General features: G+C 48.9%; 2 protein-coding genes. One reads left to right on the forward strand and one right to left on the reverse strand.

Annotated features, from left to right (window positions below):
- Window positions 1–702: 702 nt before the first annotated feature.
- Window positions 703–1932 carry an IS256 family transposase gene (locus HPY90_RS15865; RefSeq protein WP_287195949.1) on the reverse strand — a complete coding sequence of 410 codons (1230 nt, stop codon included), beginning with the start codon at window positions 1930–1932 and terminating at the stop codon, window positions 703–705.
- A gap of 394 nt (window positions 1933–2326) precedes the next feature.
- On the opposite strand from HPY90_RS15865, the gene HPY90_RS16405 reads away from it, so the two are divergent.
- Window positions 2327–2457: hypothetical protein (locus tag HPY90_RS16405; RefSeq protein ID WP_502707222.1), on the forward strand; the 131-nt coding region annotated here is incomplete at its 3' end.

Consider the following 2457-nt stretch of genomic DNA (forward strand, 5'->3'; position numbering starts at 1 on the left):
AAGGATGCCGTAACGGTAAAGCGATGGACGGATTCGGTTGTCATCTCGAATGGGAAATTTATCTATAGCTTTTCTCCGCACAGCATTACATGTCTTGAATTTAGGTTACGATAAATGTAACAAGGGAAATCTATCTCCGAAATCGCCCGGATCATGGACGTAGTCTGGCATACAGCAAAGAAATACGCCGATTCCCGATGAAATCTCTTTTGTTCGAAAACCCCGCAAACGTAAGCCACACCCGGTGTTGGGCAAGAATATCGAGATAATCGACGCATGGCTCCAAGAGGACATGCGGATGCCAGCTAACGGATGCCAGCTAAACAGCGTAGAACCGTCCGGGTCATTTACTGGCAGCTCAAGGAGCTTGGCTATGCCGGGTCGGAGCGCAGAATACTAAAAGAGCGGGACGCGGCAGGATGCCGATCCCCTTTGCCCGGTGTAGCGAAGATTTGTGCCCTAGAGCGACAGGGCTGCCGCACAAAGTGCTATTTATCTGGGAAGAGACCATAAATGGCATGGGTAACTATCCTATCTTCTGCACCCTACAGCGGCAGCCCGCATTACAACAATTGAATTTGGAAATCTATTAAAAAAATAATATTGATGTTCAAAAGTTGTAATTTACAAAGGTTTTGATGGTCAAGTCCGATTTTGTGTGTAAAATCCCTCTGGTAGCTTTTGGGGCTTATTGGAGCCCTATTAAGCCGCTTCTTTTTCAGTCCTGTTCGGTTTTGCTGATTCAGCCCCTTCTTGCTTATCTCTCCATATCCAGTACTCCCTCATGTCCAAGTACCGGTGGCCGGTTGCCCAGGCTTCATCTATCTCCATAAGCACCGCACCAATCAATCTCAGCGCCGCCTCTTCATTGGGAAAGATCCCTATCACCCTCTCTCGCCGGCGGATCTCCCGGTTCAGGCGTTCTATGGCGTTGGTCGTACGCAACCGCCGCCTAACCGGTTCCGGCAGTGCCATTACCGCCATTGCATCCTCAAAACCAGCTTCAAGCCCCTCTATGGCCTTCGGCGCTAGCCCTTCAAACTCTTGTACCACCTCCTCCAAGAGCCGCCTAGCTGTTTCTATATCCGGTGCGTCAAAAATGTGTCTCAGGCGAGCATGGAGCTTCCGCTGTAACGACTTGGGACACACTTCTAGTATGTTGCGGACGAAATGCGTTTGACACCGCTGCCAGCTTGCTCCCTGAAAGTGGGTCATAATGGAGTTCACCAGCCCCTTATGGTCGTCCGAAACTACCAAGTCAACGCCCCTTAGCCCACGCTTCTTTAGCCAGCTGAAGAATTCAGACCAGCTGGCCTCAGACTCGCTGTCCCCAATCATTAATCCTAAAATCTCCCGGTAACCTTCCCGGTTGACCCCAGCGGCTATAAGCACACTCTGGACCCGCACCCGACCGCCTTTCCGCACCTTTATGACCAATGCATCTACCAGAATAAAGGGATACTCCTTTTCGCTTAAATCCCGTTCATTCCAGGCCTTTACAATGGGATCAAGTCGTTTACAGAGTTCGGACACGGTCGACTTTGAAAACTCCGTGCCACACAGTTCCTCAACCACGGCCCTGACCTTCCGCGTCGATACCCCGTTGATCACCATCTCCATGAGAGCCAGCAAGAGTGCCTGCTCGCTCCGTTGGTAACGCTCAAATATTTCTGTAGAAAACTCGCCAGACCTAACCCGGGGTACTTCCAGAACGAGCCGTCCAATCCTGGTTACTATCGGCTTTTCCCGATGACCATTACGGTACCCCTGCCTCTCCTCTGTGCGTTCATATGGCTTAGCTTTGAGTTGCTCTGTGACCTGTGCCTCGAGAATCTGGTTCAAAACCTGTTCTACAAGCCGGGCCAAGCCGTCGTCTCGTGAAAATAGCTGTTGCAGAACCTCGCCATCTACGGTAACCTGATAGTGGGCCATCCTCTATCCCCCCTGGTGATGTTGGGTTTTCCCTATCTCTTACATTACCAGAGGGAGGGTGGCCTTTCCTGTTTCTAATCACCACCCTTTTTTACACACTATACCGGACACTACTGTTTTGATGAAAGGTGCAGAAAATCAATTATTAAAAATTTTTGTTTGGTAAAGGAGGAATTTTAAGGTTCATGAAGAATGTATTAAGATAGAAATTTCTAACCGGTTAGAAATTAAAATTGCTGAAATATCAAGGATATTCCAATGATAGGTAAAATCAAACTAACTACTCTTTATCTGATTCGTGTGAGTTTCGAAAAGATGTATTGCAGGTAGTTAAAGGAACTTAAAGTGCTAATCCTTCGGTGGCCCGGGGAGCTTTGCATTCGGGTATCACTGGGTGGACGGCTTCGGACCTAAAGATAAACGCCACAGGAAGATGGAATTGGCCTGGCATGCGGTAGAATCTAACCGGTTCGGGACTGACGAATTTCTGGCCTACTGTGCTGAGATCAGCGCGAAACCTTACAT

Source organism: Syntrophothermus sp. (genome assembly GCF_013314835.1).
GTDB lineage: Bacteria > Bacillota > Syntrophomonadia > Syntrophomonadales > Syntrophothermaceae > Syntrophothermus > Syntrophothermus lipocalidus.

Excerpts from the sequence above, each read along its gene's own strand:
- HPY90_RS15865 (WP_287195949.1), bottom strand. The coding sequence starts at position 1,932 with ATGGCCCACTATCAGGTTACCGTAGATGGCGAGGTTCTGCAACAGCTA.